Annotated in this window: 21 protein-coding genes; 9 read left to right on the top strand and 12 right to left on the bottom strand. The window is 71.3% G+C overall.

The window, feature by feature from the left end; genetic code table 11:
• Window positions 1–97: 97 nt before the first annotated feature.
• Window positions 98–403: a thiamine-binding protein gene (locus ACZ7CH_RS26735; RefSeq protein WP_360395636.1), complete on the bottom strand. Its 306-nt coding sequence runs from the start codon at window positions 401–403 to the stop codon at window positions 98–100.
• A gap of 51 nt (window positions 404–454) precedes the next feature.
• On the opposite strand from ACZ7CH_RS26735, the gene ACZ7CH_RS26730 reads away from it, so the two are divergent.
• Both ACZ7CH_RS26730 and ACZ7CH_RS26725 read left to right on the top strand, forming a co-directional pair.
• Window positions 455–952, top strand: coding sequence for a MarR family winged helix-turn-helix transcriptional regulator (locus ACZ7CH_RS26730; RefSeq protein ID WP_360395634.1), 498 nt, complete (start codon window positions 455–457; stop codon window positions 950–952).
• A gap of 40 nt (window positions 953–992) precedes the next feature.
• On the top strand, window positions 993–2,048 hold the full coding sequence (locus ACZ7CH_RS26725) for a phosphotransferase family protein (RefSeq protein ID WP_470375188.1): 1,056 nt from the start codon (window positions 993–995) through the stop codon (window positions 2,046–2,048).
• Here ACZ7CH_RS26725 and ACZ7CH_RS26720 read toward each other — a convergent pair.
• The 6 genes from ACZ7CH_RS26720 to ACZ7CH_RS26695 form a co-directional block, all read right to left on the bottom strand.
• Window positions 2,017–2,343, bottom strand: a complete 327-nt coding sequence (locus tag ACZ7CH_RS26720) for a DUF3817 domain-containing protein (protein ID WP_360395631.1) — start codon at window positions 2,341–2,343, stop codon at window positions 2,017–2,019. The two genes, ACZ7CH_RS26725 and ACZ7CH_RS26720, sit on opposite strands and share 32 nt — an antisense overlap.
• A 60-nt stretch (window positions 2,344–2,403) precedes the next feature.
• Complete coding sequence (locus ACZ7CH_RS26715) at window positions 2,404–3,447, bottom strand: ABC transporter permease (RefSeq protein WP_360395629.1); 1,044 nt, start codon at window positions 3,445–3,447, stop codon at window positions 2,404–2,406.
• On the bottom strand, window positions 3,444–4,355 hold the full coding sequence (locus ACZ7CH_RS26710) for an ABC transporter ATP-binding protein (RefSeq protein WP_360395627.1): 912 nt from the start codon (window positions 4,353–4,355) through the stop codon (window positions 3,444–3,446). Before ACZ7CH_RS26710 ends, ACZ7CH_RS26715 begins: the two co-directional genes overlap by 4 nt.
• A gap of 77 nt (window positions 4,356–4,432) precedes the next feature.
• On the bottom strand, window positions 4,433–5,251 hold the full coding sequence (locus ACZ7CH_RS26705) for a hypothetical protein (RefSeq protein WP_360395625.1): 819 nt from the start codon (window positions 5,249–5,251) through the stop codon (window positions 4,433–4,435).
• 54 nt (window positions 5,252–5,305) lie between these two features.
• A complete protein-coding gene (locus tag ACZ7CH_RS26700) occupies window positions 5,306–7,561 on the bottom strand; it encodes a helix-turn-helix transcriptional regulator (protein ID WP_470375187.1) in 2,256 nt (751 codons plus the stop codon).
• Between the two features lie 28 nt (window positions 7,562–7,589).
• A complete protein-coding gene (locus ACZ7CH_RS26695; RefSeq protein ID WP_360395623.1) occupies window positions 7,590–9,797 on the bottom strand; it encodes a GH92 family glycosyl hydrolase in 2,208 nt (735 codons plus the stop codon).
• Between the two features lie 244 nt (window positions 9,798–10,041).
• On the opposite strand from ACZ7CH_RS26695, the gene ACZ7CH_RS26690 reads away from it, so the two are divergent.
• The 6 genes from ACZ7CH_RS26690 (at window position 10,042) to ACZ7CH_RS26665 (ending at window position 16,584) form a co-directional block, all read left to right on the top strand.
• Window positions 10,042–11,025, top strand: a complete 984-nt coding sequence (locus ACZ7CH_RS26690) for a LacI family DNA-binding transcriptional regulator (protein WP_360395677.1) — start codon at window positions 10,042–10,044, stop codon at window positions 11,023–11,025.
• Window positions 11,022–12,053: a class I mannose-6-phosphate isomerase gene (locus ACZ7CH_RS26685; protein WP_470375186.1), complete on the top strand. Its 1,032-nt coding sequence runs from the start codon at window positions 11,022–11,024 to the stop codon at window positions 12,051–12,053. Before ACZ7CH_RS26690 ends, ACZ7CH_RS26685 begins: the two co-directional genes overlap by 4 nt.
• Window positions 12,050–12,814 (top strand): ATP-binding cassette domain-containing protein, encoded by a 765-nt coding sequence (locus ACZ7CH_RS26680; protein ID WP_360395619.1) that lies wholly within the window; start codon window positions 12,050–12,052, stop codon window positions 12,812–12,814. The genes ACZ7CH_RS26685 and ACZ7CH_RS26680 overlap by 4 nt, the downstream gene beginning before the upstream one ends.
• A complete protein-coding gene (locus ACZ7CH_RS26675) occupies window positions 12,814–13,848 on the top strand; it encodes an ABC transporter permease (RefSeq protein WP_360395617.1) in 1,035 nt (344 codons plus the stop codon). The genes ACZ7CH_RS26680 and ACZ7CH_RS26675 overlap by 1 nt, the downstream gene beginning before the upstream one ends.
• 17 nt (window positions 13,849–13,865) lie before the next feature.
• Entirely contained in the window at window positions 13,866–14,840 is a 975-nt protein-coding gene (locus ACZ7CH_RS26670) for an ABC transporter substrate-binding protein (RefSeq protein ID WP_360395615.1), read from the top strand.
• Between the two features lie 217 nt (window positions 14,841–15,057).
• Window positions 15,058–16,584, top strand: a complete 1,527-nt coding sequence (locus ACZ7CH_RS26665; RefSeq protein ID WP_470375185.1) for an alpha/beta hydrolase — start codon at window positions 15,058–15,060, stop codon at window positions 16,582–16,584.
• A gap of 119 nt (window positions 16,585–16,703) precedes the next feature.
• On the opposite strand, the gene ACZ7CH_RS26660 is transcribed toward ACZ7CH_RS26665, so the two are convergent.
• From ACZ7CH_RS26660 to ACZ7CH_RS26640, 5 genes are all read right to left on the bottom strand, one after another.
• Window positions 16,704–17,357: a response regulator gene (locus ACZ7CH_RS26660; protein ID WP_470375184.1), complete on the bottom strand. Its 654-nt coding sequence runs from the start codon at window positions 17,355–17,357 to the stop codon at window positions 16,704–16,706.
• A complete protein-coding gene (locus ACZ7CH_RS26655; protein WP_470375183.1) occupies window positions 17,348–18,856 on the bottom strand; it encodes a GAF domain-containing sensor histidine kinase in 1,509 nt (502 codons plus the stop codon). The genes ACZ7CH_RS26660 and ACZ7CH_RS26655 overlap by 10 nt, the downstream gene beginning before the upstream one ends.
• Before the next feature lie 147 nt (window positions 18,857–19,003).
• Entirely contained in the window at window positions 19,004–19,612 is a 609-nt protein-coding gene (locus ACZ7CH_RS26650; protein WP_470375182.1) for a hypothetical protein, read from the bottom strand.
• A complete protein-coding gene (gene meaB / locus ACZ7CH_RS26645; protein WP_470375181.1) occupies window positions 19,609–20,559 on the bottom strand; it encodes a methylmalonyl Co-A mutase-associated GTPase MeaB in 951 nt (316 codons plus the stop codon). The genes ACZ7CH_RS26650 and meaB overlap by 4 nt, the downstream gene beginning before the upstream one ends.
• Window positions 20,560–20,570: 11 nt before the next feature.
• Complete coding sequence (locus tag ACZ7CH_RS26640) at window positions 20,571–21,761, bottom strand: acetyl-CoA C-acetyltransferase (RefSeq protein WP_458430512.1); 1,191 nt, start codon at window positions 21,759–21,761, stop codon at window positions 20,571–20,573.
• Between the two features lie 124 nt (window positions 21,762–21,885).
• Between ACZ7CH_RS26640 and mce the strand changes: the two genes are divergently transcribed.
• A complete protein-coding gene (gene mce, locus ACZ7CH_RS26635; RefSeq protein ID WP_360395603.1) occupies window positions 21,886–22,326 on the top strand; it encodes a methylmalonyl-CoA epimerase in 441 nt (146 codons plus the stop codon).
• Window positions 22,327–22,387 lie beyond the last annotated feature (61 nt).

The following is a 22,387-nucleotide window of genomic DNA, read 5'->3' as shown; positions in this document are numbered from 1 at the left end:
CCCGACACGCTAACCCAGCGGACGCCGCCGCACGGACCCGCTCACCGGTGCGGCGTAGAGCCCTCGGCCGTTCGTGCGGACCGTTGCTCCACACGGGTCACGGGGTGTCGGCGAGGTGGTCCTCGATCCGCTGCACCTTGGCCTTCAGCTGCCCGGTGTGGCCCGGCCGGATGTCGGCCTTGAGCACGAGCGAGACCCGCGGTGCCGCGGCCTGCACCGCCTCCGTCGCGCGCTTCACGACGTCCATCACCTCGTCCCACTCCCCCTCGACCAAGGTGAACATCGAGTTCGTCTCGTTGGGCAGTCCCGACTCCCGCACGATCCGCACGGCCTCGGCGACGGCCGCGGCCACACTTCCCGACGAGTCCGATGCGGACGGAGCAACGCTGAACGCGACAAGCACACGTGCCTCCCTGGTGATCTCTGCGTGTACTGACTGGTAGCTTCCGTGCACATGACACCGCTGCCGTTCGATCCGATCGCCCGCGCGGCCGAACTGTGGGACGAGCGCGTCGGTTCGGCCACGTCGATGGCCGCCGTCACGAGCGTCATGCGTGTCCAGCAAATCATCCAGTCCGCGGTGGACGCAGCCCTCAAGCCGCACGGGCTCACGTTCGCCCGCTACGAGGCGCTGGTGCTGCTGTTCTTCTCCCGCAAGGGCGCGCTGCCGATGCGGGTCATGGGCGAGCGCCTGCAGCTGCACCCGACGTCGGTCACGAACATCGTCGACCGGCTGGAGAGCGACGGCCTGGTCCGCCGCACGCCGCACCCGACCGACCGCCGCACGACGCTGGTGGAGATCACCGAGGCCGGTCTGCAGCGCCGGGAGGCGGCGACCGAGGCGGTCGTGCGGGTCAACCTCGGGCTCAAGGGACTCACCGACCGGCAGACCGAGCAGCTCACCGACCTGCTCGCCAAGGTGCGCAGGGCCAGCGGCGACTTCGAGGACTAATTCGGTTGGCACGCGACCGGAGCTGTGGCGTCATGGGCGGGTGATCCGAAACCGCCCTGACCGCTCGATCGTCGCCCTCGTCAGCACCCCGAGCGGGTTCGCCGGGCGCACCGGTGTCCTGCCGGTGCCGACCCCGGAGTGGAACCACGTCGAGCCGGTCAACGCCGTGCTGCGGGAGCTGCTGGGTGTCGAGACGAGCGTGCTGCGGCTGGTGTCGGTCGAGGGCGGCCAGGTGCCATGGGGCGGCACGGTCACCTACCACGTGGAGGCGCACGGCGAGCCGGACCGCACGGAGCTGCGGCCCGCGGAGGAGCCGGAGCCCGACGCCGAGCACCGGTTGCCGTGGGCGCGGCTCGGCGGTCCCGCGGAGCTGGTGGCGTGGGCCGACACCGCGGTCACCCGCACCGGCCCTGCCGTGCAGGTCAGGACGTGGAACCTGTCGAGCGTGCACCGGCTGCCCACCGCGGGCGGCCCGGTGTGGCTCAAGGCCGTGCCGCCGTTCTTCTGCGACGAGGGCGCCGTGCTCAAGACGGTCGCGGCGCACGACCCGACGCTCGTGCCGGCGGTGCTCGCGTCCGCGCCGGGCCGGGTGCTGCTGAGTCAGGCGGAGGGCGGCAACTGCTGGGACCTCACGCCGGAGCTGGTCGAGCGGGTCGTGCCGCGCTGGGTCGCCGTGCAGCACGCGCTGGCCGGCGAGCCGCAGCTGCCGCCGTCGGTCGTGCCGATGCCGTCGTTCGGGCTGCCGGACACCCTCGTGCACGGCGACTTCCACCCCGGCAACTGGCGCAACAGCGGCGTCGTGATCGACTGGTCCGACGCGTGCTGGGGCCACCCGGCGCTCGACGCGTGCCGGCTTGCGGAGTTCACCCCGCACCTGAGCGACGTGATCAGCCGGGTGTGGAGCGAGGCCTGGCTGCGGCACCGCCCGGACAGCGAGCCGCTGAAGGCGCTCGCCGTCGCCCGTCGTGCCTCACGGCTGCACAACGCGGTGAAGTACCAGGAGTTCCTGGACAACATCGAGGCGTCCGAGCGGATCTACCACGAGGGCGACCAGGAGGCCGAGCTCAGAGCTGTTCGGGAGCTGCCCGTTCGGTGAGGCGGCCGGTCTTCGCGGCCCAGCGCTCGAAGATCACCGTGCCGAACGGCGGGATGCTGGAGAGCAGGCCCAGCAGCAGCGTGCGGGCGTCCCACCGCAGCGGCTCCTTCGCCATGAGCGTGACGAGGATGAAGGCGACGAAGACGAAGCCGTGGATCGGGCCGAAGACCTTGACGCCGATCTCGTTCTGCACCACGACGTACTTGAAGAACATCCCGAGCAGCAGCCCCGCCCAGGAGATCGCCTCGGCGAGGGCGAGGATGCGGAACCGTCCGGCCGCGCTGGAGAACGTCATGGCTCCCCATCATGAACCGTGATGGGGAGCACAACGCCACCGGGGTTGTCTATTTATGTCCTATTCCTCCCATTTGAAGACGCGGGAGGCGAGGAACCCGACCACGAGCGCGAACCCGGTGAGGACAGCGGCCGGCACCACCAGCGCCTCGACCCCCTTGCCGCGCACCAGCACGTCGAGCATGCCGTCGTTCATGTGCCGCAACGGGAACACCTTCGACACCGCCTGCAGCCACCCCGGCGCCTGGTCGACCGGGAAGAACGTGCCGGACAGGAACGCCATCGGCAGCACCACGATGTTCGCCGCGGCCGACGCGGACTCCTCGGTCTTCGCGAACGCGCCGACGAGCATGCCGAGCGCGAAGAACGCGACCGTCCCCAGCAGCAGCAACGGAATCGCCAGCCACCAGTGCCCCGAGAGCCGCAGCCCGAACACCGGCAGCATCGCGATGCCGACGAAGATCGCGCCCTGCACCAGCGCGACGCCCGCGCTGACGAGCACCCGCGACGACAGCACCGCGGTCGTGGACACCGGCGCGAGCCTGATCCGCCGCAGCACCTGCTTGCGCCGCCACGACACCAGCGTCAGCGCGGAGCCGAACACCGCCGACACCGCCACGCCCCACGACAGGATGCCCGGCGTCAGGTACTGGATCGGCTTGAGCGAGGCGTCCTCGACCTTCTCGGCGGCGAAGGTGAACCGCGGCGGCTGGCCCGTGGCGGCGAGGTTGGTCTTGTCCACGAACCCGTTCACGATCCCGAGGACGGTCGCCGACTGGACCTGGTCGCTCTGCGCGTAGCGGACGTCGAGCGTCTGGCCGCGCACGATCAGCGCGGCCGGCAGGTCGCCGTCCTTCACCTTCTGCAAGGCGGCGTTCTCGTCGTCGAACGCCTCCAGCTCCAGCACACCGCTGTCCCTGAGCGAGCTGACCACCGGGCCGTCGCCGACCACCGCGATCTTCGTCTTGTCCGTGCCCACGTCCCGCAGGAGCAGACCGAAGATCACCAGGAACATCAGCGGGAACAGGAAGGTGAAGAACAGCGTCACCCTGTCCCGGACGAACCCCTTGAACATCGCGAGCGAAAGCGTTCTGAACGCGGTCATGCGCGGTACTCCCGCCCGGTCAGGTCGAGGAAGACGTCTTCGAGGGTGGCCGTGCGGACCTGGAGGCCGTCGAGCGCACCGCGGTCGGCGAGCGCGGACAGCACCGGCGCGGGGCGGCGGGTGGAGATCGTCAGCGAGACCTCGTCCTCGTGCGCCTCCTCGACACCGTCGAGCGCGGTGGCGTCCACGACGGACAGCAGGCCCTTCTGCAGCGTCACGTGGGTCGGTGCGTCCAGGCCGCGCACGAGCACCGCCGGCGGGTCGAGAGCGAGCACCCTGCCCCTGTCCATGATGGCGACGCGGTCGCAGAGGATCTCGGCCTCGTCGAGGTAGTGCGTGGTGTAGACGATGGTCTTGCCGCGCTCCCGGATGGCCCGCAGCACGTCCCAGAGGTTGCGCCGGGCCTGCGGGTCGAGCGCGGCCGTGGGCTCGTCCAGGAACACGATGTCCGGGTCGTGCACGAGCGCGCACGCGATGGAGAGCCGTTGCCGCTGCCCACCGGAGAGCTTGTTCTCCTGCTCGTTCGCCTTGTCGGCGAGGCCGACGAGCTCCAGCATGTCCGCGGCGGTGCCGGGGCTCACGCCGTAGAGCGAGCCGAACGTCTGCAACTGCTCCTTCGCCGTCAGCTTCTCGAAGAACGACGACGCCTGCAGCTGCACACCGATGCGCGGCAACAACTTCGTGTTGCGCGGCCACGGGCTCTCGCCGAGCAGCGACACCTCACCGCTGTCGGGCTCGCGCAGGCCTTCGACGATTTCCAGCGTCGTCGTCTTACCGGCGCCGTTGGGCCCCAGAATGCCGAAGAACTCGCCCTCGGCCACGGTGAACGAGACCCCGTCCACCGCTTTCAGCTCGCCGTAGCTCTTGCGGACGTCCCGCACCACGACCGCCGACCGTTCCTGCGTCATGGCGCGACGGTAGGTCAGCGGCAGGTCCCGCACGCCGCGGATCGACCAAAGTCGTCGCGAAGTCGAGACGAAAGCCGTCAGCCGCCCGCGACCAGCAGCGGGCGTTCGGTGTGGACGTCGGCCGACCTGCGCAGCGCGGCGGCGAACTGCTCGAACCGCGCCCGCGGCACGGCCGTGCGGACCTCGCCCAGCGCCTGCCACGCGAGGCGGTGCTCCGCGGTCTCGGCGAGCCGCGGCACCGGACCGCCCATGACGTCCCCGGCGAACGCGAGCGCGACGGTCGCCGCCCGCAGGCACGCGGTCGCGAGGGTCACGCAGTCCTCGACGAGCGGGCCGTCACCACCGGGGCGCACGACCCCGCCGACGGCGAACCGGACGACCTGCATCAGCGCGAGGTGCAGGCGCTGGCCGGCCAGGACGCGCTGGTGCGACAGGTCCTCGGAACCGGTGCCGGGCATCACGACGGTCATGCCGACCTGGGGCCGGCGCAGGACGTGGTCGAAGAGGGCGGTGGGCGCCCACACCAGGGTGCGCCAGGCGTCCCCGCCCAGCGAGGTGCCCATGCGGGTGGCGTTGCCGAGGACGTCGAGGTAGGCGGTGAGGACGCCGGACAGGAACACGGCGCCGCTGTCGCCGCCGGCCCTGGTGATGCCCAGCCGCCGGTCGTCGGCGAGGTGGCCGTCGCACGGGCCGGGCTCCCACCCGATGACGTCGCTGCTCGCCAGCACCACGCGGGCCAGCCGCTGGTGCACGGGCGAGGCGGAGAGCACCGTGTCGTCCAGCCCCATCCGGGCGAGCACGGACGCCGCGTGCCGCACCGACTCGCGGTGCCGCGGCACGAGGTCGGGGTGCAGCAGGCGGAACGGTTCCACGTCGTCCCCTCCGTTGGTTGTCATCACAATGACCTGCGGGCGGCGGGAAGTCATCCGGATGGGCCGCTGCGTTACGTCTCAGTTGGACTGCACCCAGGCCGCGAGCTGCGCGCGGGTCGACAGGTCGAGCACGGTCTTCACGTTGTGCACGTGCGACTCGACGGTGCGGTGCGAGATCCCCAGGCTGGCCGCGATCTGCGCGTTCGTGAGGCCCTGCGCCACCAGGTCGGCGACCATCCGCTGCCGGTCGCTCAGCACCGCGTCGCGCGCGGCCGCCTCGTCCAGCGCGGTCTCCACGGCGTAGCGGAGGTCCATCGCGCGACCGGCCCGCTCGGCCCGGCTGAAAGCCGCGCGGGGCAAGGCTTCCCGTGCGACGTCGCGAACGGCGGCGATCTTCCGCCGCCACCACGGTCCCGGCGGGACGTCCCACACCGCGCGCATCTGCCGGCAGGCGGCCAGCAACCGCACCCCGAGCTCGTGCCGCCCGGACAGCACGGCGACCAGGGCGCAGCCCTCGACCGCCTCCAGCACCGCCCGCGGCGCCGCCGCCGACATCCGCGTGCTCTCGGCGAACCGCGCGCCCGCCCTGCCCAGGTCGCCGCGTTCCAGCGCGACGCAGCCGGAGGTGTGCAGGGCGGTGGCCGCGATGTCGGGGCGCCCCAGGTCCGCCAGCACGGGCAGGGCCGCGGACACCAGCTCGTCGGCGCCGTCGACGTCGCCCAGCTCCAGCCGCACCCGGCCGAGGTTCCGGCTCGACACGGCGACGCTCACGTCGTCGCCGTTGCGCACACCCCACTCGATCGACCGGCGCAGGGCCCGCGCCGTGTTCGGCAGGTCGGCCATGCCGTCGTAAGCGCCCGCGACCGTGCGGTAGAGGCGGCACACGACGAGCTGCTGGCCACCCGCCTCTGCGGTCTCGACCGCCTCCAGCGCGTACCGCACCGCGTCGTCGTGCCGTCCCTCGTGGCTCGCCAGCAGTGACGCGTACTCCAGCGCGAGGACGCGGTAGCGCGCATCGGCCGCCGTTCGGTCCAGCACCTGCATCAGCACGGTGCCCGCTTCGGCGAAGCAACCGCGGTCCGAGCAGACCCGCAGCAGGATCGTGGCGAGCATCAGCCGGCGTTCGTCCCACGGCTGCACCAGACGGGCGAACGCGTACGCCACGTTGTCGTACTCCTGGTGCTGCACCTCGACCTGCTCGGGCGTGAGGACCGACGACGTGACACCGGATTCGCCCATCCCGCACAACCAGTCGACGATCCGGCGCGCGGTCTCGGCGTACTCGTCGCGGCTGCGCAGCTGTTCCTCCGCGTAGAGGCGCACCGACTCCAGCATCCGGAAGCGGCCGTCGTTCTCCCGCACCACCAACGACTTCGCCTGCAACGCGGCGAGCGGCTCGACCACCGGCCCGCCGTGCACGACCTCGGCGATGCCCAGCCCGAACCCGCCTGGCAGCAGCGCGAGCCTGCGGAACAGCGCCTCCTCCTGCCCGGTCAGCAGGTCGTGGCTCCACGCGATGGCGGCGCGCAGGCTGCGGTGCCTGCTCTGCCCGTCCGCGTCGGCGAGCAGGTCGAGCCGTTCGTCGAGCCGGTCGGCCAGCTCGCACAGCGGCACCGACCGGATGAGCTTCGCTGCCAGCTCCACCGCGAGCGGGACGCCGTCCAGCCGCGCGCACACGGCGGCGATCTCGGCCTCGTGCTCCGGCGTGGCGCTGATCCCGGCCCGGTCGGTGAACAACCGGACGGCGTCGGCCGCCATGCCCCGCACCGGGTAGACCGCCTCCCCGAAGGCGCGCAACGCCTCCCGGCTCGTGGCCAGCACCTGCACCCCGGGACAGCGCGCCAGCAGCGCGTCCACGACGGCACAGCACTCCTCGACGAGGTGCTCGCAGTTGTCGACCAGCAGCACCACCCTGCGTCCGGCCAGCTCCGCGAGCAGGGTGCCGTGCAACCCGGCCCCCGCGTGCCGGTGGACCCCGACGGCGTGGGCGAACGCCGGCACCACCTGGTCGGCCGCGCCGACCCGGCCCAGCTCGACCGTGCGCACCTCCACCCGCTTCAGCCGGCCGGCGAGCTCCGCCGCGAGCCGCGTCTTGCCGACACCGGCCGCACCCACGAGCGTGAGCATCCTGTGCTTGCGCAGCAACACCTGCAGCTCGGCGAGCTCGACGGTGCGCCCGACGAACGCGTCGGCGTGGGCGGGCACCTCGGTGACCACAGTGGACGTACCCGCGGTGCGCCGCCGGTAGGCCCGCTGACGGCACGCGTTCGAGCAGTACCGCGCCCTCGACGGCCGGGGCGCGAAGTGCGTGCCGCACGTCGCACAGGTGCCCATCGCGTGAGTTTACGGCCGATTCGGTGTCTCAATTGGGAAGTGTGCCCAGTTCGACGTCCAGCACGGCGCCAGACCGCAGCTCGGCGACCTCGATCCGGTCCCTGGTCCTGGCGAGCCACCCGCCCCGGACCCGCCGCACCACCTGCGTCTTCGCGAGGTCGGCGCCCTCGGCCCTGATCACGACGTCCCTGCCGTTCTCCAGGTGCACCACGGCCCTGGTGAACTTCGGCGCGTGCGGCACGAACTCGCCGGTGCCGGGCACCGCCGGGTACATGCCGAGCGCGCTGAACACGTACCAGGCCGACATCGTGCCGAGGTCGTCGTTGCCGGTGACTCCGGCCGGGCCGTTGACGAACAGCGTCTGCGCGGCCCTGACGACGACCGAGGTCTTCTCCGGCTTGCCGATCAGCGCGTACATCCACGGCGCGTGCAGGTCGGGTTCGTTGTTCGGGTTGTACCGGAACTGGTTGTAGTAGTCGTAGGGCCCGACGACCCACTTCTCCCGCACCGTGCGCCTCGGGTCGGTCAGCAGGTCCGGGTAGGCGAAGAAGTCGTCGAGCCGCGCCTCGGCCGCCGCCGCGCCGCCGACTGCGGTGAGCAGGCCGGGGATGTCGTGCCGGCACAACCACTGGTACTGCCAGGCCGTGCCCTCGTGGAACCCCTCCGAGCCCTGCGGCGTGTACGGGTCGAGCCAGGAGCCGTCCCGCAGCTTCGGGCGCGGGAACCCGGTGAAGCCGCGGTCGCTCACGCCCCGGTCCCACAGGGCGCGGTGGTTGAGGCCTCGCTGCCGCAGCCGTTCCGCGTCCTCCCGGTGCCCCAGCGCCTCGGCCATGACCGCGAGCGTGGCGTCGGCGAGCGCGTACTCCAGCGTGGCGGACGCGCCGTGGTGCGGGTCGGTGTCCTGCCCCTTCTTCGGGAAGTGCTTGTCGTACTGGACGAACCCGTTCGCGAGGTAGCTCGGGTTGCCCGACCGGCCCTGGAACCGGGAGCTCTCCGGCGGCACGCCGTCGGCGTTCTGCAGCAGTGCCCGGTACGCCTGCTCCTCGAAGCCCTCCAGGTGCCCGAACCGCCACAGGTCGACCAGGAACGGCGTGACCGGGTCGCCGGTCATGCAGTTGGTCTCCTGGTTGGCGAACGCCCACCGCGGCAGCCACCCGCCCTGCTCGTGGACGGCGAGCACGCTGCGGGCGATGTCCTTGCTGCGCTTGGTCCTCAGCAGCGCCAGCAGCTGGTTGTGCGCGCGATAGGTGTCCCACAGGCTGAAGTACTCGTAGTAGGTCCAGCCGTCGGCGCGGTGGACCTGCCCGTCGAACCCGCGGTACCGGCCGTCGAGGTCGCTGCCGGTCAGCGGCTGCAACAACACGTGGTACAGCGCGGTGTAGAAGACCGCGCGCTCGTCCCAGTCGTCCGTCTCGACCTCGATGCACGCCAATTCGTCGCGCCACGCCTGCTGCGCCTCGTTGCGGAGCTCGTCGAAGCTCTTCTCCCCGGCCTCGCCGAGGTTCCCGGTCGCCCCGTCGGCGTCCACTTGCGACAGTGCGGTCTTCGCCGTGACCGGCCCGGGCTCGAAGGTGACCCACGCGCCCCGCAGCCCGGCACCGCCCCGCGACTCGCGCTGCCCCGGCTTCGCCCCGTTCGGACCCCAGGTGCCGAACTCCCGGAACGGCCGGTCGAACCGGGTGGTGAAGTGGGAGACGTACGGCCGGCCGCCGCAGAACGCCTGCGTCTCCACGGTTCCGGCGATGGTGCGGTCGTCCAGGACCACCACGCTGCTGGCCGAGACGGGTTCCTTGTCGTTGGCCTGGCCGACGTTGACGAGCACCGTGCCGCCCACGCCACCCGGCCACGTGAACCGCTCGACGCCGACGCGCGTGGTGGCGGTGCACTCGACGGTGATGTCCCGGTCCAGCCTGACCTTGTAGTAGCCGGGCTTCCCGATCTCGCCGTCGTGGGTGTACTTCGCGCCGTAGCGCCGGTGGTCGAAGCTCGCCGGCAACGGGCCCGAGATCGGCAGGATCGAGACCAGCCCGCCCTGCTCCCAGCAGCCGGCGCCGGAGAGGAAGAAGTGGCCGAAGCCGCGGATGACCTGGTCGTCGTAGCGGTAGCCGGCGTAGTGCGAGCCGATCGGGCTGGAGTGGGCCTTGCCGAACGGCATGGAGGCGCCCGGGAAGGTGTTGCCCTCGTCCTTCGTGCCGATGAAGGTGTTGACCGACTCGATGGGGTCCAGTGCGTCCACGAGGCCCACCCTAGACGGGATTCCGGGCGCGGGCAGTGGTGCGGAGGAGTGGTTCCGCGAGCACCGGCGGAACGCGGTTGATCCTCCACAGTGGACACCGCTGGCGACTGCCCGCCACCCGACCCCGCTTGACCGGTGCCGAACGGTTGACAAGGGCGTGGAGCCGGGGTGAGATACGGCCACTATGACAACGTTGTCCCCCAGCGGCCAGGCTGCCGGCCAGCGCAAGGTCCGCCGCGCGACGATGAATGACGTCGCACGGCTGGCGGGCGTGAGCATCAAGACCGTCTCGCGCGTGGTCAACGACGAGCCGGGTGTGCACCCGTCCACCGCGGAGCGCGTGCTGGCGGCCATCGACCAGCTCGGGTTCCGGCGGAACCTCAGCGCGCGCAACCTGCGCAGGGGGTCGTCCACCGGCACGATCGGGCTGGTGCTGGAGGACGTCGGCAACCCGTTCTACTCCGGGGTGACCCGCGCTGTCGAGGAGATCGCGCGGCTGCGGGGCAGACAGGTGATCTCCGGATCGTCCGACGAGGACCCCGGCCGGGAGCGCGAGCTCGCGCTGGAGTTCTGCAGCCGCAGGGTCGACGGGCTGCTCATCGTGCCCGCGGGCCTGCAGCACAGCTACCTGGTGCCGGAGATGCGCGCGGGGACGCCGGTGGTGTTCCTGGACCGGCCGGCCGGGGACGTCGTGGCGGACACCGTGCTGGTCGACAACATCGGCGGGACCGTCGAGGCGGTGATGCACCTGGCCTCGCACGGGCACCGGCGGATCGCGTTCCTCGGGGACGCGCCGGACATCTTCACCGCCAACGAGCGGCTGCGCGGGTACCGCGAGGGCTGCGTGCGGGCCGGGATCGGGTACCACGAGGAGCTCGTGGCGATGGGACCGCACGACGAGGCCAGCGTCGTGACGGCGTTGCAGCGGTTGCGGACCATGCGGGAGCCGGCGACGGCGGTCGTGGCGGGCAACAACCGCATCACCGTCTCCGTCCTGCGCGCGCTCGCCGGGGTCGCGGACAAGCCCGCCCTGGTGGGCTTCGACGACTTCGAGCTCGCCGACCTGCTGTCGCCGCCGGTGACCGTGATCGCGCACGACGCGAGCGCGCTCGGCAAGGCGGCCACCGATTTGTTGTTCGCCCGACTGGACGGCGACAACTCACCACCGCGCCGCGTCGTGCTGCCGGTGCGCTTGGTGCCACGAGGATCCGGGGAGGTCCACGCGTGAGTTCTGGCTTGCTCCACCAGCCGGTCAACCTGCCGGCGAACCAGCCGAAGCAGTTCTACCGCGGCGGTGAGGCGATCGCCGCGTTGCGGGGTGGCGCCGCCGCCGACTTCGGGCCGGAGGACTGGGTGGCGTCGACGACGACGCTCTTCGGCCGCAGCGACGCGGGGCTGACGACGTTGCCGGACGGCGTCCTGCTGCGGGACGCCGTCGCCGCGGACCCGACGGGGTGGCTCGGCGCCGACCACGTGGCCGAGTTCGGCGCGGACACGGCGCTGCTCGTGAAGCTGCTCGACGCCGGGCAGCGGCTGCCGGTGCACTGCCACCCCTCCAACGCCTTCGCCGCCACGCACCTGAACTGCCGGCACGGCAAGACGGAGGCGTGGATCGTGATCGGCACGACCGGCGCGAGCCCGACCGTCTACATCGGATTCAAGGACGAGGTGCCCGCCGACGTCGTCGCCGGCTGGGTCGCCACGCAGAACACGACGGCGATGCTCGACGCGCTCAACCCGGTGTGCGTGCGGCCCGGTGACACGGTGTTCGTGCCCGCCGGTGTGCCGCACGCGATCGGCGAGGGCGTGTTCATCGTCGAGCTGCAGCAGCCGACCGACTTCTCGGTGACGCTGGAGTGGCAGGGGTTCCTCGCCGACGCCGACGCCGGCCACCTCGGGCTCGGCTACGACCTGGCGCTGGACTGCGTCGACCGGCAGGGCTGGGGCTCCTCGCTGGCGGAGCTCGTACACCAGACGTCGGAGAAGTGGGCGCCGTCGGTGGACCTGCTGGGCCGCGCCGCCGACCCGTTCTTCCAGGCCGACCGCCTGCACGTGGAGGGCTCCTCCACCCTGGAGCCGTCGTTCGCCGTGCTCGTCGTGCTGGAGGGCTCCGGCCGGCTCGGCGCGCTGGACGTGCACAAGGGCAGCACCGTCGTCGTGCCGCACGCGGCCGGTGAGCTGGGGCTGACCGGTGACCTGGTGGCGGTCCGCTGCCGTCCACCCGTCCTGTCCACCCTGGAGGGCGCATCGCGATGAGCCGGCCGCTGCTGGAGGCGCGTGATCTCACGAAGAGCTACGGCACCGTGGAAGCACTCCGCGGTGCGTCGTTCACCGCCTGCGCGGGCGAGGTCGTGTCGCTGATCGGCGACAACGGCGCCGGCAAGTCCACCCTGGTGAAGTGCCTGTCCGGGGTGGAGCAGCCGACCGGCGGAACGCTGCTGTTCGAGGGGGAGCCGCTCGTGCTGGGCTCCCCCAACGACGCCCGCGACCGCGGCATCGAGACGGTGTTCCAGGACCTCGCGGTCGCGCCGGACCTCGACCCGGCCGCGAACATGTTCCTGGGCAGGGAGATCCTCAAGCCGGGTCTGCTCGGGTTCCTCGGCGTGCTCGACAAGAAGGCGATGCGCAGGCAGGCCACCGAGCACTTCACCCGCTTCGGCGCGGCGCTGCAGAGCATCGACGTGCCGATCGCGGCGCTGTCCGGTGGTCAGCGGCAGTCCGTGGCGGTCGCGCGGTCGGTGGCGTGGGCGTCGAAGCTCGTGTTCATGGACGAGCCGACCGCGGCACTCGGCGTGGTGCAGCGCGAACGCGTGCTCGACGTGATCAAGCGGGTCCGCGACGAGGGCGTCGCGGTGGTGCTGATCAGCCACAACATGCCCGAGGTGCTGTCGGTGTCCGACCGGGTCGAGGTGCTGCGCCTCGGTCGCCGGGTGGCGCGCTTCACGGCGTCCGAGACCAGTGTCGAGGAGCTCGTCGGCGCGATGACGGGTGCGCTGACCCAGGAGGACGCGGCCTGATGACCGAGGAGAAGACAACGTTGTCAGCCTCATCGGACGACCGGCGCACGCCGTTGCTGAAGCGGCTCGCCGGTGCGAACACGCTGTGGATCGGCCTGGTGCTGCTGGTGCTGGTCGCAGTGTTCGGCGCGATCCGGCCGGACGCCGTGTTCCAGGTGACGACGTTGCAGTTCCTGCTCGCGGAGACCGCCGTGCTGCTGGTGCTGTCGGTCGGCATGACGTTCGTGATCATCACGTCCGGCATCGACCTGTCCGTGGGGTCGGTGCTGGTGTTCGCCTCGGTCACGTCCGCGCTGGCGATGAACGCCCTGTCCGGCGGTGACGCGACGAACGCGGGCTGGGGCGTGATCGGGCTCGGGTTGCTGGTCGCACTCGTCAGCGGCGCGGTCTGGGGCCTGCTGAACGGCCTGCTGATCTCGCGGGCGAAGATCCCGCCGCTGATCGTCACCCTGGGCTCGTTCGGCGCGGCGCAGGGCGCGGCCCTGTTGCTGAACAACGGTTCCAACGTCGCCGGTGTCCCGGACAGGCTGAGCCGCACGTTCGGTTCCGGCACGTACCTGGGCATCCCGAACATCGTGATCGTGGCCGCCGTCGTCACCGCGCTGGGCGCGCTCCTGTTGTCCACCACCCGGTTCGGCCGCTACACCTACGCCGTCGGGTCGAACGAGGAGGCGGCGCGGCGCGTCGGCATCTCGGTGCGCGGCCACCTGACGAAGGTCTACCTGCTGGCCGGCACGCTCGCGGGCCTCGCGGGGTTCCTGGGCAACGCGTTCTTCCGCGTCGCGGTCGTCACCGGCCACGAGACGGACAACCTCAACGCGATCGCCGCCGTCGTGCTGGGCGGCACGAGCATCTTCGGCGGGACGGGTTCGGTGGTGGGCACGGTCTTCGGCGTGTTCATCCCGGCGGTGCTGGAGAAGGGCCTCGTGATCATCGGGGTCAGGGAGTTCTGGCAGCCGATCGCGGTCGCGGTCGTGCTGGTGGCCGCCGTGTGGCTGGACCAGACGCGGCGGCGGGCGCGCAACCAACGTTGAGAAGGGGTGCTGGACCAATGAAGATCCGCTCCGCAGTGGCCGTCTCGGCCGCGTTCCTGCTCGCCGCGTGCGGTGGAGGTGGCCAGATCGGCGACTCGAACACGGGCGGCACCGCCGCGAACAAGAAGCTCGTGCTGATCCCCGGCATCACCGCAGAGCCGTTCTACATCTCGATGCGGTGCGGGTTCGAGGAGGCCGCCAAGGCCGCGGGCTACGAGTTCGACACGCAGGCGCCCGCCAAGTTCGACGCGGCCCAGCAGACCCCGATCGTCACCGGTGTCCTCGCCTCCAAGCCCGCCGCCGTCCTGATCGCGCCGACCGACGACAGGGCCATGGCGGGCCCGATGAAGCAGCTCAAGGACGCGGGCATCAAGGTCGTCGAGGTCGACACCAAGCTCCAGGACACCTCGATCGCCGCGTCCTCCATCTCCTCGAACAACGAGCAGGGCGGCAAGCTCGCCGCGGAGACCCTGAACAAGCTGGCCGCCGGGAAGTCCGGCTCGGTCCTGGTGCTCAACACCAAGGCCGGCACCTCGACCACGGACGCCCGCGCCAAGGGCTTCGAGGAGGCGGTCAAGGCCTACCCGAACCTCCGCTACATCGGCCAGCAGTACACCGACAACGAGCCGGCCACCGCCGCCTCGAAGGTCACCGCGACCCTGGCCGCGAACCCGGACCTGATCGGCGTGTTCGCCACGAACCTCAACACCGGCGAGGGCGCGGCGACGGGCCTGCGCAACGCGGGCAAGACGGGCGCGGTCAACCTGGTCGGGTTCGACGCCTCACCGAAGCAGGTGCAGGACCTCCAGGCGGGCACCGTGCAGGCGCTGATCGCACAGGACCCGGCCACGATCGGCAAGCAGGGCGTCGAGCAGGCGCTGGCGGCGATCGAGGGCAAGCAGAACGAGCGCGACATCGAGACCGACCTGGTGGCGATCACGAAGGACGACGCCTCGGCGAACTCGAAGTACTTCTACAGGGAGAAGTGCTGAGCTTCCCGCAAGTCTGGCGCAGGGCCGTTCCACCGCGGTGGGAGCGGCCCTGCGCCATGTCACGACCCCGAGACCTGCCAGGGAAAAATGACAACCGTCATGGCCGCATGGCCGGGTTGGGCTAAGACCAGAGGTGTACCGGGGGATCACCCTTCAGCCGTTGTCCCGCGCGCCGGAAGGCGGTGGGCTTGGGGCACAACCGAAGGGGGAACCACCGATGCGCCGAAAGCAGTTAGCGGCCGCACTGGCCGTCGCCACGGCAACATCACTTCTCGTCGCACCACAGGCTTCGGCCGCGCCCGCGCAGACCATCGCCTGGCGCGCCTGCTTCAGCGAGGTCCCGCCGGGAGCGCCGCCCGGTGCCGAACGGCTGGAATGCGGCACGTTCACCGCGCCGATGGACTGGAACCACCCGAACAACGGCAAGACCGTCACGATCGCCGTCAGCCGGCTCACGCCGAAGGACGGCAAGGCGAAGTCGACCGTCTTCACCAACCCCGGCGGGCCGGGCGGCGAGGGGCGCACGATGCCGCTGCTGTTCGCCGAACGGCAGAAGCTGGCGGACAACGCCGAGATCATCGGCATCGACGTGCGCGGCACGGGGGCGAGCAGCAACGTCACGTGCGGCGACTACTTCACGCTCCCCTCGACCGACCCGCGCGACCGCAGCAGGGCGAACCTCGACCTGCTCTACGACGGCATGGCGTTGCAGGCGAAGTTCTGCCAGACCAAGTCCGGTGAGCTGGGCCGCTACATCACCACCGACCAGACCGTGAAGGACCTCGACCTCCTGCGCCAGCTCCTGGGCAGGAAGAAGGTCAGCTGGCTCGGCTACTCCGGCGGCAGCTGGCTGGGCGCCTACTACGCCACGTACTTCCCGAAGACGCTCGACAAGGTCGTGCTCGACTCCAACGCCGAGTTCACCGCGCCGTGGCAGGCGGTGTTCGGCGACTGGGGCATGGGCTTCGAACGGCGGCTGCGCGTCGACTTCCTGCCGTGGGTGGCGAAGTACGACAGCGTCTACCACCTCGGCAAGACCGCCGACGAGGTGTGGCAGACCTACGAACGCACCCGCAGGAAGCTCAACGAGCAGCCGGTGACGTTGCCCGAGGGCGTCTACAACGGTGTGCTGCTCGACTTCGTGACGCGCGCCGGGCTCTACCAGAAGGGCGCGTTCGACGGCACCGCGACCAAGATCGCCGAGCTGGCCGGTGCGGCACCGCGGCGGATGAGCGCGCAGGCCACCTACCCGGACGCCTCGATCGGCACGCTGTTCTCGGTCCTGTGCAACGACACGCCGTTCCGCGGCGGGCGCGCGCACCTGGAGCGCGACGCCGTGCGCGACGGCGCCCGGTGGCCGTTCTTCGGCTACTACCAGCTCGCCGGGCCGTGCGCGTTCTGGGACCGCCCGAACGTCACCCTGAAGCAGCCCACGGGCAAGGGCGTCGTGCCGACGTTGATGGTGCAGTCGGTCCGCGACCCCGCGACGCCGCTCGAAGGCGCCCAGCGCGCGCACCGGGGTTTCCGGAACTCGGTGATGCTCACCGTGGAGGACGAGGGTGACCACGGCATCTACGGCTTCGGCAACGCGTGCGTCAACGACGTCGTCGAGCGCTACCTCGTCGACGGTGTCACGCCCGCGAAGGACCTGACGTGCCCCGGCGTTCCGCTGCCCGCTCCCGGCGAGACCGTGCAGAACCCGCTCACGAAGGCACGTCAGCTGGCCACCGCTCTCGGCTGGTGACCCGCATCTCCTGATGGCGTCTGCAAGTACCACCAACCTTTGATCAAACCGTCGCCAACTACCACCAACCTGTTCGCCGCCCGTCGAACCAGTCGCGGGCGGCGACCCCGGTAACCCGGTCAGAACGCGCCGGGGTGGAGGCGTCTGCGCCGCGCCGCGTAGACGCCCGCCTCGGTCCTGCGGTCGAAGCCGAGCTTGTGCAGCAGGCTCGACACGTAGTTCTTCACGGTCTTCTCGGCCAGGAACAGGCGGTTCGCGATCTGCCGGTTCGTCATGCCCTCGGCGATCAGGTCGAGGATCCGCTTCTCCTGCGGGCTCAGCGCGGCGTAGCGCGGGTCCTCCTCCGGGCCGCCGCGCAGCCGTTGCAGCACAGTGGCCGTGACGCCGGCGTGCAGCAGGCTGCCACCGGAGGCGAGGGTGCGCACCGCGGCCACGAGGTCGTTCCCGGACACCTCCTTCAGCATGTACCCGGACGCACCGGCCATGATCGCGCCGAACAGCGCCTCGTCGTCCGAGTAGGACGTGAGCATCAGACAGGCCGGCGGTGGCTGCACCAGGCTCCTGATCTCCCGGCACACCGTCACGCCGTCACCGTCGGGCAGCCGCACGTCGATGATGGCGACGTCGGGGCGCAACCGCGGCGCCTGCGTGATCGCGGAGGTGGCGCTGTCGGCCTGGCCGACCACGGCTATGTCGTCGGCCTGCGCCAGGAGCTGCACGAGCCCCCGCCGCACGATCTCGTGGTCGTCCACCAGCAGCACCGCTATCGCCATCTCGCCTCCTGCAGCACCAACGGGACGGACCAGGTGATCCGCACACCGGCACCGGGAACGGAGTCCACCGCGCAGTTCCCGTGGTGCCGCCGCGCCCGTGCCGCCATGTTCGCCAGTCCTCCGGCGTGCTGGGCCTCCCCGCCCGGATCGTCAGCCGACGGCAAGCCGCGACCGTCGTCCTGGACGGTCAGCTCCAGTCCGGTCAGCTCCCGGTCGACGCCGATCGCGACCTTCACGCGGGTCGCCCGTGCGTGCCGTGCGACGTTGGTGAGCGCTTCCCTCAACGTGGCCACGAGGTCCGGTCGCAGCTCGTCGGGCACCACCGAGTCGAGGGGCCCCTCCAGCGACACGTCCGGCTCGAACCCCAGCAGCTGCGCCGAGTCGTGCACCGCCCGCAGCAGCTGCCCGCGCAGGCTCGTGGAGCTGGTCAGCGGCTCCTGCAACGAGAAGATGGTCCTGCGGATCTCGCGGATCGTGTGGTCGACCTCCTCCACCAAGCCGGTGATCCGCTCGGTGAGCTGCGGCTTCGCGGCCATCCCGGTCAGCCCCTGCAACCCGAGCCCCAGCCCGAACAGCCGCTGGATGACCAGGTCGTGCAGGTCCCTGGCGATCCGGTCGCGGTCCTCCAGCACCGCGATCCGCTCGGTGTCCCCCTGCGCCTCGGTGAACTCCAGCACCAGCGCCGCCTGCGCGGCGAACGCCTGCACCAGCTCCAGGTCCTCGAACGGCGGCTGGCTGCGGGTGCGCGCCACGATGAGCACGCCGAGCGTCCGCTCCCCCGCCGACATCGGCACGACCACCAGCGGCCCCGGCACCAGGTCGACCTGCCCGGCCTCGTGGCACTCCGCCCGCCCGGTCTCGTAGACCCGGTAGCTGACCGTGCCGTCGCGCGGCACCCGCATGCCCTCCGCGTCGTAGGTCCCGCCGTCGGTGACCTCGATGACCAGCTCACCGGCGTGGTCCGGCAGCACCAGCGCGCTGAAGTTCGCGTTCGCCGCGACCCGCGCCCGTTGCGCGACGAGGTAGAGCGCGTCGCGCCCGGTCGTGCCGGTGAGCAGGGCGGTGGTGACCTCGGCCGCCGCCGTCAGCCACGTCTCCCGCTTGCGCAGCCGGTCGTGGTCGCGCTGCTTCTCGATCGCCACCCCGGCGGCTGCCGCCAAAGTGGCCACCCGCTCCCGGTCGTCGTCGCCGAACACCGGTTTGCCCGCGAGGTGGAGGTTGCCGAAGTCCTCCCCGCCGACCTGGATCGCCGCCCCGATGAAGTGCGTGTCGTCGATCGAGCGCGGGTCCCCCGCGGTGATGTGGCCGGGGTGCTGCCCTGACCACTCGACGAGCTCCCGGTGGCCGTTCACGACCGCCAGTGCGCCGTAAGGGGCGTCGACCAGGTTGCAGGCGGACTCCACGACCAGGTGAAGGAGGTCGGGCAACGAGCGGCTGTCAGCGAGCGACAACACCACGTCGAGAAGGCGCTGATCGGTGCTCAAGTTGCCGCCGCCCACGGGCTTCACCTCTTGCCAGGGAGAGAAGTGACACCGCACGAACGACTGAGGGTAACTCCCCTGCGTAGTCAGAGGGGAGACCATCACCGGAAATGGTGAAAACTGAGGTTACTCAGAGTAGAGGGTCGGTCGAGTTGCCCGGCGGGTTCAGTGCAGCCCGACGGTGAACCCCTCGTCGATCACGCCGCGGTAGATCTGCGGGGCGAACGTCCGCAGCCCGGCGTCGATCGGCGCGATCATCGACGCCGAGTCGCCGAGGGCCAGCCGGTACCCGTTCTGCACGCGGTGGAACTCCCACAGGGGTTCCATGGCCGGGTGGGCGGCGCGGAAGCGCGGCGGGTCGAGGGGGTGGAGGTCGACGCGGACCAGCGTGCGGCGGACCAGGGCGTCGGCGAGCTCGACGGCCCGTTCACGGGTGCGGGAGATCGAGACGGCGCCGAGGTCCTGCCAGGCGACGGCCCACGGTGCGCCCTGCGGGTCGTCGAGGCGGATGCCCTGCTGCTCGATGACCAGCTTGCGGGGCCGGGAGATGGTCTTGAACTTCACCAGGGCCATCACGCCGATGGAGGTGAACGCGAGGCCGATGACACCGGCGATGGAGCCGCCGACCGGTTCGCCGTCGAGGAACGCGGTCACGGCGCCGATCAGCGCGAGGATGCCGAGACCACCGGCCAGCGAGCCGCCGAGCAGGACCTTGCGGGTGTCGCTCTTGCCCAGGTCGAGGACGACAGGTGCGGGCGCTCCCCAAGCGGTCATGCCCGCAGGTTACCGCTGATCAACTGCTCCGCGGCCGTGAACGGGTCCAGCTCGCCCGCCACCACGCGCCGCGCGAGCCCGTCGGCGGGACCGAGGCGGGTGCGGACGCGGTCGACGGCGATGGCCTCGACCTCGGCGGCCGCGCGGCGCAGGCGGCGTTCGGCGAGCTCGCCGTGCTCGGCCATCCACCGCTGGTGGGCGTCGATGGCCGCCACGACGGAGTCGAGGCCCTCCGAGCGGGCGGCCACCGTCTTCACCACGGGCGGGCGCCACACCGGGCCGGTGCGGTCGCGGCGACCCAGGGAGATCATGTGCTTGAGGTCGCGGGCGGTCTGGTCGGCGCCGTCGCGGTCGGCCTTGTTCACGACGAACACGTCGGCGATCTCCAGGATGCCCGCCTTGGCGGCCTGGACGCCGTCGCCCATGCCCGGCGCGAGGAGCACGAGGGTGGTGTCGGCGAGGGCCACGACCTCGATCTCGGACTGGCCGACGCCCACGGTCTCCACGAGCACGACGTCGAACCCGGCCGCGTCGAGCACGCGCAGCGCCTGCGGGGTGGCCCAGGACAGGCCACCGAGGTGGCCGCGCGTGGCCATCGAACGGATGAAAACGCCCGAGTCGGTCGCGTGGTCGCCCATCCGGACCCGGTCACCCAGGAGGGCGCCGCCGGAGAACGGGCTGGACGGGTCGACCGCGATCACGGCCACCCGCTTGCCCGCGGCGCGGAAGGCGCGCACGAGGGCGTTGGTGGAGGTCGACTTGCCGACGCCGGGGGCGCCGGTGATGCCGACGACCTGGGCGTGCCCGGTGAACGGGATGAGCGCCGCGGCCACCAGGGGCAGCTCGTCGCTGCCCTGTTCCACCAGGGAGATCAGCCTGGCGACCGCGCGCGGCTCGCCGTCACGCGCGCGGCCGACCAGTTCTGCTACGTCAACGGCCTTGGCCACAAACGCGGTCCCTAGGCCTTCGCCGGCACGCGGAGGATCAGGGCGTCGCCCTGCCCGCCGCCACCGCACAGCGCCGCGGCACCCACGCCGCCGCCGCGCCGCTGCAGCTCGAGAGCGAGGTGCAGGGCGATGCGCGCGCCGGACATGCCGATCGGGTGGCCCAGTGCGATGGCCCCGCCGTTGACGTTGACCTTGTCCTCGGAGATCCCGAGCTGACGGGTCGACACGATGCCGACCGCCGCGAACGCCTCGTTGATCTCGACCAGGTCGAGGTCGGCGGGCGAGATGCCCTCCTTGGCGCACGCGGCCTTGATGGCGTTGGAGGGCTGCTCGTGCAGCGAGGCGTCGGGGCCGGCGACCACGCCGTGCGCGCCGATCTCCGCGATCCACTCCAGGCCCAGCTCCTCGGCCTTGGCCTTGCTCATCACCACGACGGCGGCCGCGCCGTCGGAGATCTGCGACGCCGAGCCCGCGGTGATCGTGCCGTCCGCGGCGAACGCGGGACGCAGCTTGCCGAGCGACTCGGCGGTCGTGTCGGCGCGCACGCCCTCGTCCGTGCTGAACAGGACCGGGTCGCCCTTGCGCTGCGGGATCGACACCGGGGCGATCTCGGCCTCGAACACGCCGTTCCCGGCGGCCTTGGCGGCGAGCTGGTGCGAGCGCGCGGAGAACGCGTCCTGCTCCTCGCGCGTGACGCCGTAGCGGCCGTTGTACTTCTCGGTCGACGAGCCCATCGCGACCTGGTCGAACGCGCAGAACAGACCGTCGTGGGCCATGTGGTCCTGCATCTGCACGTCGCCGTACTTGAACCCGCCGCGCGACTTCGGCAGCAGGTGCGGCGCCTGCGTCATCGACTCCTGGCCACCGGCCACGACCACGTCGAACTCGCCGGCGCGGATCAGCTGGTCGGCCAGCGCGATCGCGTCGATGCCGGACAGGCACACCTTGTTGATGGTCAGCGCGGGCACGCTCATCGGGATGCCCGCGGCGGCGGCGGCCTGGCGGGCGGGGATCTGGCCGGCACCCGCGGTCAGCACCTGACCCATGATCACGTACTGGACCTGCTCGGGGGCGACGCCCGCGCGCTCCAGTGCCGCCTTGATCGCGACGCCGCCCAGTTGGGCACCCGAGAAGTCCTTGAGCGATCCGAGCAGTCGACCCATCGGGGTGCGCGCCCCGGCGACGATGACGGAACCGGACACAGCTGCCTCCATGGAAGAGCGAACGGTCGTTAACTGAGCACCATACCCGCGGCTACTCGGCGGTAACGCTGTGAGACCTCGCACAGGGGCGCCTGCACCGATCGAGTCGATACCCTTCGCTCTCATGAACGCAGAACTCGCTCGATTCGTGACCGCGATCGACCACGTGGGCATCGCGGTGCCCGATCTCGACGTCGCGATCGCGTTCTACCGCGACAACTTCGGCCTCGAGGTCGCCCACGAGGAGGTCAACGAGGAGCAGGGCGTGCGCGAGGCGATGCTGCACGCGCCCGGCGACCACGACGGCACCGCGATCCAGCTGCTCGCGCCGCTGAACGAGGACTCGACGATTGCCAAGTTCATCGGCCGCAGCGGCCCCGGCCTGCAGCAGCTCGCCTACCGGGTGTCCGATGTGGACGTCGCGGCGGACGCGCTGCGGGCGAAGGGCCTGCGGCTGCTCTACGCCGCCGCCAAGCGCGGCACGGCGAACAGCCGGGTCAACTTCGTGCACCCGAAGGACGCCGGCGGCGTGCTCATCGAGCTGGTCGAGCCCGCAGAGCACTGACCGGAGGACCCGGTCCGGTGAATGCGCGTGGCATCCCTCACAGGTGCGACTCTGAATCGGT

It is taken from the genome of Lentzea sp. NPDC037011 (assembly GCF_055607425.1).
The sequence above is the reverse complement of the archived record's forward strand: the minus strand, read 5'-3'. Positions and strand labels throughout refer to the sequence as shown.

What these genes read in the sequence shown, in the direction of transcription:
- ACZ7CH_RS26730 (WP_360395634.1), top strand. Translation starts at nt 455, where the DNA reads ATGACACCGCTGCCGTTCGATCCGATCGCCCGCGCGGCCGAACTGTGG.
- ACZ7CH_RS26720 (WP_360395631.1), bottom strand. Translation starts at nt 2,343, where the DNA reads ATGACGTTCTCCAGCGCGGCCGGACGGTTCCGCATCCTCGCCCTCGCC.
- ACZ7CH_RS26715 (WP_360395629.1), bottom strand. Translation starts at nt 3,447, where the DNA reads ATGACCGCGTTCAGAACGCTTTCGCTCGCGATGTTCAAGGGGTTCGTC.
- ACZ7CH_RS26710 (WP_360395627.1), bottom strand. Translation starts at nt 4,355, where the DNA reads ATGACGCAGGAACGGTCGGCGGTCGTGGTGCGGGACGTCCGCAAGAGC.
- ACZ7CH_RS26705 (WP_360395625.1), bottom strand. Translation starts at nt 5,251, where the DNA reads ATGACAACCAACGGAGGGGACGACGTGGAACCGTTCCGCCTGCTGCAC.
- ACZ7CH_RS26700 (WP_470375187.1), bottom strand. Translation starts at nt 7,561, where the DNA reads ATGGGCACCTGTGCGACGTGCGGCACGCACTTCGCGCCCCGGCCGTCG.
- ACZ7CH_RS26690 (WP_360395677.1), top strand. Translation starts at nt 10,042, where the DNA reads ATGAATGACGTCGCACGGCTGGCGGGCGTGAGCATCAAGACCGTCTCG.
- ACZ7CH_RS26680 (WP_360395619.1), top strand. Translation starts at nt 12,050, where the DNA reads ATGAGCCGGCCGCTGCTGGAGGCGCGTGATCTCACGAAGAGCTACGGC.
- ACZ7CH_RS26675 (WP_360395617.1), top strand. Translation starts at nt 12,814, where the DNA reads ATGACCGAGGAGAAGACAACGTTGTCAGCCTCATCGGACGACCGGCGC.
- ACZ7CH_RS26670 (WP_360395615.1), top strand. Translation starts at nt 13,866, where the DNA reads ATGAAGATCCGCTCCGCAGTGGCCGTCTCGGCCGCGTTCCTGCTCGCC.
- ACZ7CH_RS26665 (WP_470375185.1), top strand. Translation starts at nt 15,058, where the DNA reads ATGCGCCGAAAGCAGTTAGCGGCCGCACTGGCCGTCGCCACGGCAACA.
- ACZ7CH_RS26660 (WP_470375184.1), bottom strand. Translation starts at nt 17,357, where the DNA reads ATGGCGATAGCGGTGCTGCTGGTGGACGACCACGAGATCGTGCGGCGG.
- ACZ7CH_RS26650 (WP_470375182.1), bottom strand. Translation starts at nt 19,612, where the DNA reads ATGACCGCTTGGGGAGCGCCCGCACCTGTCGTCCTCGACCTGGGCAAG.
- mce (WP_360395603.1), top strand. Translation starts at nt 21,886, where the DNA reads ATGAACGCAGAACTCGCTCGATTCGTGACCGCGATCGACCACGTGGGC.